Origin of the sequence: Streptomyces sp. NPDC058620 (assembly GCF_042717135.1) — a bacterium.
In the GTDB taxonomy this organism is placed as follows: domain Bacteria; phylum Actinomycetota; class Actinomycetes; order Streptomycetales; family Streptomycetaceae; genus Streptomyces.
This window is the reverse complement of sequence record NZ_JBHXQO010000117.1, coordinates 1-5,475: the sequence shown is the minus strand read 5'-3', so window position 1 is coordinate 5,475 and position 5,475 is coordinate 1. Positions and strand designations below refer to the sequence as shown.

Genomic DNA, 5,475 nt, shown 5'->3' with positions numbered 1-5,475 from the left:
AGGCCCTGGAAAAAGACATCCGCAACTGGATCGCCGCCTGGAACACCGACCCGAAGCCCTACGTCTGGACGAAGACCGCCGACGAAATCCTCGAATGCCTCGCCAGCTATCTGAACAGAATTCCCGACTCAGAACACTAGGGCCTGGTGCGAAAGTGGGTCGTCTGTCAGACCTGCCTGGGACGCTCCGAGCATGGAGATGACAGTGCAGCTGACGATCGACTGCTCCGATCCGCAGAGAATGGTGACTTTCTGGGGCGAGGCCCAGGGCTACGTGCCTGAGCCTCCGCCGGGCGGGCACGCCACGTGGCGTGCTTACTGGGCGGCGGTGGGGGTGCCCGAGGCAGAGTTGCCGGCCGGGGCTGGGGATATTCCGGAGTCGATCATCGATCCCGTGGGGCGTGGGCCAAGGATGTGGTTCCAGCAGGTTCCGGAGCCTAAGGTCGCCAAGAACCGGTGGCACTTCGACCTGAAGGTCGGTGGGGGCCGTGACGTTCCACTGGACGTCCGTACGCAGCGGGTCAAGGCTACGGTGGAACGGCTGGTCAAAGCTGGCGCCACCGTGCTGCGGATCAAGGATGAGCCGGACATGGGCCTCTACGCCGCCGCCATGCAGGACCCCGAGAGCAACGAATTCGACGTCGTCTGAGGGTCGTTGCGACGGTGTTGGTCACAGCCACTCGTTCACGGCTGCGGACAGCACCGTCGCCTCGTAGCGGACGGAGAGCTTGTCGTACCTCGTGGCCACTGCCCTGTGCCTTTTAAGTCGGTTGATCCCGCACTCGATCGCATGGCGCTCGCGGTAATCCACCGCATCGAAATGCGGAGGCCGACCGCCACGGGAGCCGAGCTTCTGGCGGTTGCGCGCCTGGTCGGCCTTGTCCGGGATGGTGCAGCGGACCATACATCCCCGACGAGGATCCAGACCTGGAACCGACGATCCACATTCACAGCCATGACGAGCACGTCATCCCTACGCGATCACGCACCGGTTCAGGGAGCAGGTGGTCGAACAGGTTGAACGCTGCCGCACCGCGTTCACTCAGGGAGAACCCGAAGCAATGGGATGATCTTGATGTGGCTGGTGTGGTCACGGCGCCGGAGTCGTCCTGGATAGGCCCCGTCACCGGGTTGAGCCGCGGTACTTCGCGAAGCTCGTGACGGCGCTGCGGCGCGAAGGCACCGATGGTGTGCGGTGCGGCCGGCCCTGGGGCTGCCCCTGGAGGACAGGGGTGCTCCGGGTGGTGGCCGAGAGCTGAGTGGGACCGGCCGCGCCCGGTACGGGGGCAGGGCCCGGACCGCGCGTCGCGGTCCGGGCCCTGCCCCCGTGCGGTGCCGCTCTGCGGCGGCGATGCGTCAGCTCTGAGCGGTGTCGTCGCCCGCCTGCCCGGCGCCCTCAGCTGCGCCTGCTTTCTCGCGCATCTTGCGCACCAGCTCCGCCTTCTGGTCGGCTGCACCCTGGCGGTCGAGGTTGCGGTGCGGACCGTTGTTTTGCCGTTCGGCGCGCGACAGCTTCTTGCGCTGGCCGCCGCCCATGCCAACGGGGTTGTTGATGTTCTTGCTCACGGTCACGGGTTCTCCCGGTAATGATGTGAAGTGATCTACGGATTCATCGGTGGGGGACGGGCGGCGACGTCGAAGGACGTCAGCGTGGGCCCATCACGCTCTCACTCGTAAATCGGCGGCTGGAAGAACATGACAAATACGTTACCCGGTTCCGTCGGCCCCGCAAACCAACCTTTTCGCCGCCCCGGCATCGGCCGGGACATGGGCGAGCGCCCAGGATAAGCCGTATCCTTCCGGGAATCTCAGCACAGCCGGCATCCGCTGGTGGTCGCCGCCCGCCCGAGGCAGGTCCAGAAGGGCGTTACTGAGCGTTTTCAGCGCTGCCTCTCCAGGGTGAGGGCGGCCTTGGCGATTGACGTCATTCGATTCGGGCTGCATCGCGATCTGCGAAAGATGCGCCAGGACTTGAGTCGTGCCATCCCGCGTTCGACGGGCGCTCGGGACGTGGCCAGTGCCCGGTTGACCGTCCGTTCTGTCGGGGTCAGCTGCCCGCCGGGTGGGCGTCTGCGTCCGGTGGTGACCCAGGGGCCGGCACCCGTGTAGGCGCGGTCGGCCAGGATGGGGACGCCCTGGCGTTCGCAGATCCGGATGATCCGATGAGTGCGGGCTGACGGCTGAGGGTCGTCGGCGTCGCGAGTCGGTGCGGATGCGGGCTGTCGCATTGTTCAAGCAGGAGATCGGGCCGTTGGAGGTCGCGAAGCGGCTGCGGGTGAGCCGGAAGTCGGCGTATCAGTGGCACCGTTCGTGGCGGGAGGGTGGGGCAACAGCCTTGGTCTCGCAGGGCGCGAGCGGTTCGCGGTGCCGGCTGTCGCCTCGGAGTCTTCGGAAGCTGGCGGCCTTCCTGGAGGAGGGGCCGGCCGCGCACGGGTGGGTGGAGGACCAGGTGTGGACCGCGGCGCGGGTGGCGACGCTGATCGGGCGGAAGTTCCACGTCTCCTACAGCATCTCGGGCGCCACCCGGCTGATGCACCGCCTCGGGTTCTCCCCGCAGATGCCCGCGCGCCGGACGGCGGAGCGGGACGAGGAGGCCGTGACGGTGTGGAAAAAGGCGACCTGGGCGGAGGTAAAAGGACTCGGGCGGCCTGCGGGGGCTACATCTGCTTCGAGGACGAGGCAGGCTTCACCCGGCGGCCGCCCCGTGGACGCACCTGGGGCCGGCGCGGCCGCACCCCGGTCGTGACGGTCAGCGGACGCCGCTCCGGCCGGCTGTCGGTCGCCGGACTGATCGCGATGCGGCCCGGCTCCCGCACCCGCCTGTCCTGCCGTCTCCTCGCCCATCCGGCGGGCAACAGTAAGCGCCGCAGCATGAGCGAGAGCGACTTCATCGCCCTGATCGACGGCATGCACCACCTCGTGCGCGCCCCGCTCGTACTGGTCTGGGACCGGCTGAACACGCACGTCTCCCGCAGAATACGCCGGATGATCGACCACCGGGACTGGCTGACGGTATTCCTGCTGCCCGCCTACGCACCCGACCTGAACCCCGTCGAGGGCGTATGGGCCCACGTCAAAAACAGCCTCGCCAACCTCGCAGTCGTCGCCCTCGACCGCCTGGAAACACTCGTCCGCAACCGCATCAAACGACTTCAGTACCGGCCCCACACCCTCGACGGCTTCATAGCCGGGACCGGCCTCACCCTCGACACACCAACGTCACCCTGACGAGCTGAAGTCAGTATCCGGGAGGCCGCGGTCTTCCGCCAGGGGGCGGAAGCCGAATGAATTGCGGACTCCGAAGAGACAGGCCAGGCCGTCGTAGGCGTTGCCCCTGTTGAGCAGGAAGAGATCGATGGAGGGTACCCACCCGGAGTCCTCGTCGTCGGGGCCCCACAGCCGGGCGCCCGGCCGGCATTCGATCATTCCGCTACCACCTCTCCGACCTACGGCTACGAGTCGGCAGGGCCACCGACCCACCCGTCATCGCCATCACCCGGGGTATCCAGCTCCACCTGCTCGACCTCCTCGGCCTCGAACCCACACACCCCGCTGGCCAGAGACCTGAACGGCCCCAGCAGGGAGAAAATTTCGCCCTCAGTATCGGAACGGCTGGGACGATGCCTCGGTGAACCACTTCTCGCGTTTCAGTATCGGTCCTGGTCACGACCGGCAGCACCTCCCGGAGCCCAGGCGAGTCGAGCCCGGCCAGTGGCCGAAGTTGGAGGCTGCGCTCGCCGTGGTCAACCGGGACCTGTTGGCAACCCTGCCGGGCCAGGACGCGCTAATCATGTTGCTTGTCCCGTCCTGGGAGCCGCTACCTCGAGGCGCCATGGATAGAGACCAGATCTACGTGGCGATGCCGGAGGGCCGTTGGCACGGCAACATGGTCAATTCGTGCGACCTGGGGGAGGGCGACCCCCCAGAGCCGGACGATGCGACGACAGTCCTCGCCCTGGTCGCGGGTGCGGCGCAGGAGACCATCATGGAGCTGCTCTGGCGGGTCTGGCCAATCTGCTCGGCACACAAGATCGGAATGCACCCTCGGCCCGCAGGAACCACCGACCGCTGGTACCAGAGCGAAGCGGACTCAGCAGGCCCACCGGTGTGGTGGTGCCGGGGCGGCCGGGATGGCACGTGCCACGACGTCTCCCTGGTGGGCGAGCTGGCCGCCACCCTGCCAGGCAAGCAGCGTCGGGCCCTGCGGCGCAGCCAGCGCAAACAGGATGGTCGCCGATAACCGCAGGCCATACGACTGCGCGTCATGCTGGTTGACCAGCCTTGTTTCCCGGTCATCCAGCGAGGGTAAGGTTGCGCAGGCGGGCGATACCGAGCATGGCGTGGTGGACGCCGTCGTCCCTGAGGTGCCAATCGCGTAGGATGTTCCAGGTCTTCATGCGGGCGAAGGCGTGCTCGACCCGGGCGCGGACCCTGCGGTGTGAGCGGTTGTGGTCCTCTTTCCAGGCCGGGAGTTTGGTCTGACCGGGTTTGCGGCAGTGCGGGATGACCAGGCCGGTGCCGCGGTAACCGCCGTCCGCGCTCACCGTGGACCTGCCGACCGCACCCTAGGCGCTGGACAGCTCCCACGCCGTGCAGTCGTTGCGGTTGCCGGGCAGCGGCTGGCCGACGGCAACGACCAGCCGGGTGTCGGCGTCGATAGCGACCTGGTGGTTGGTGGAGTGCTGGTAGTTCTTCGAATGCTCGGCCACCGTGTGGTCGCGGGTGGGCACCAGGGTTCCATCCAGGATCAGCACGCTGTCCCTGCCGAACCGCTTGCGGGGCTGGAGCGCGAGTGCCGGGCCGAGGTGGTCGATGATGCGGCCGACTTCGACACCCCGAACAGCGGAGCAAGTTGACGCAGGGTGAGGTTGGTGCGCCGGTACGCGGCGACCAGCAGGACCCGGTCCTCCAGCGGCAGGCTCCACGGCCGCCGGCCCCCGCGGACCGGATCCGCACCTTCCCGGCGCAGCGCGGTGATCAGCTTGCCGAACTGCCGTGGGCTCAGCCCGGAGAACGGGGCTGTCCAGGACGGCTCCGACGCCGTGATCACACCAGCCACAGCAAGATCATGGCACCCGCGGCATCCACTTCCGGTGTATGGGCTGGTCAACCTTGCTTCTCGCGACAGTGCCTGAGCCAGTGCGCGGATTTGGGGGGTGGGGTCACGGCAAAATACCTCCAGTCCCGAGCTGGCTGCCGGGGCCTGTCCGACCCACCCCCCATGGCCGCGAGTCCCTCACGATCTCCGTCCGGCCCATCACACCGCAGCGTACTCCGAGCCACTGACAACACAGCCGGCCCGTAGGCAAATGCTATGAAGTACCCGCACGGCAGCCAGCCCGGGTATCTGTCGCGACACCCGAGCAGCAGATATGGGACAACCCTTAGCTTGATCTTTAACCTGTGCGGCGTGGACGCGGGGTCGTTGACTTCTTCGTGCGTCGCTTCGCGGAGCCTGGTCTGCCAACTGTGTGCA

The 5,475-nt window shown here is 67.4% G+C and carries 7 protein-coding genes and 4 pseudogenes; 6 read left to right on the top strand and 5 right to left on the bottom strand.

Features of this window, described 5'->3' with window-relative positions:
- Together ACFWSK_RS37280 and ACFWSK_RS37275 are read left to right on the top strand one after the other, a co-directional pair.
- Nucleotides 1-140 (top strand): annotated as a pseudogene (locus ACFWSK_RS37280) (IS630 family transposase); the annotation flags it as partial.
- Between the two features lie 52 nt (nt 141-192).
- Complete coding sequence (locus ACFWSK_RS37275) at nt 193-648, top strand: VOC family protein (RefSeq protein ID WP_383796504.1); 456 nt, start codon at nt 193-195, stop codon at nt 646-648.
- 21 nt (nt 649-669) lie between these two features.
- Here ACFWSK_RS37275 and ACFWSK_RS37270 read toward each other — a convergent pair whose 3' ends face one another.
- On the bottom strand, nt 670-903 hold the full coding sequence (locus ACFWSK_RS37270; RefSeq protein ID WP_383796501.1) for a hypothetical protein: 234 nt from the start codon (nt 901-903) through the stop codon (nt 670-672).
- Nucleotides 904-1,076: 173 nt separating this feature from the next.
- On the opposite strand from ACFWSK_RS37270, the pseudogene ACFWSK_RS37265 reads away from it, so the two are divergent.
- Nucleotides 1,077-1,249 (top strand): annotated as a pseudogene (locus tag ACFWSK_RS37265) (IS5/IS1182 family transposase); the annotation flags it as partial.
- Between the two features lie 106 nt (nt 1,250-1,355).
- Here the strand turns inward: ACFWSK_RS37265 and ACFWSK_RS37260 are convergent.
- Nucleotides 1,356-1,571: a DUF6243 family protein gene (locus ACFWSK_RS37260; RefSeq protein WP_243627090.1), complete on the bottom strand. Its 216-nt coding sequence runs from the start codon at nt 1,569-1,571 to the stop codon at nt 1,356-1,358.
- A gap of 308 nt (nt 1,572-1,879) precedes the next feature.
- Nucleotides 1,880-2,176: pseudogene (locus ACFWSK_RS37255) on the bottom strand (transposase family protein); the annotation flags it as partial.
- 29 nt (nt 2,177-2,205) lie between these two features.
- Here ACFWSK_RS37255 and ACFWSK_RS37250 point away from each other — a divergent pair.
- A complete protein-coding gene (locus ACFWSK_RS37250) occupies nt 2,206-2,745 on the top strand; it encodes a winged helix-turn-helix domain-containing protein (RefSeq protein ID WP_383796498.1) in 540 nt (179 codons plus the stop codon).
- On the top strand, nt 2,661-3,227 hold the full coding sequence (locus ACFWSK_RS37245) for a transposase (RefSeq protein ID WP_383796507.1): 567 nt from the start codon (nt 2,661-2,663) through the stop codon (nt 3,225-3,227). The genes ACFWSK_RS37250 and ACFWSK_RS37245 overlap by 85 nt, the downstream gene beginning before the upstream one ends.
- On the opposite strand, the gene ACFWSK_RS37240 is transcribed toward ACFWSK_RS37245, so the two are convergent.
- Nucleotides 3,219-3,425 carry a hypothetical protein gene (locus tag ACFWSK_RS37240; protein WP_383796495.1) on the bottom strand — a complete coding sequence of 69 codons (207 nt, stop codon included), beginning with the start codon at nt 3,423-3,425 and terminating at the stop codon, nt 3,219-3,221. The genes ACFWSK_RS37245 and ACFWSK_RS37240 overlap by 9 nt on opposite strands.
- A gap of 202 nt (nt 3,426-3,627) precedes the next feature.
- Between ACFWSK_RS37240 and ACFWSK_RS37235 the strand changes: the two genes are divergently transcribed.
- Nucleotides 3,628-4,239: a hypothetical protein gene (locus tag ACFWSK_RS37235; protein ID WP_383796491.1), complete on the top strand. Its 612-nt coding sequence runs from the start codon at nt 3,628-3,630 to the stop codon at nt 4,237-4,239.
- Nucleotides 4,240-4,291: 52 nt separating this feature from the next.
- Here the strand turns inward: ACFWSK_RS37235 and ACFWSK_RS37230 are convergent.
- A pseudogene (locus ACFWSK_RS37230) lies at nt 4,292-5,058 on the bottom strand (transposase).
- Nucleotides 5,059-5,475 lie beyond the last annotated feature (417 nt).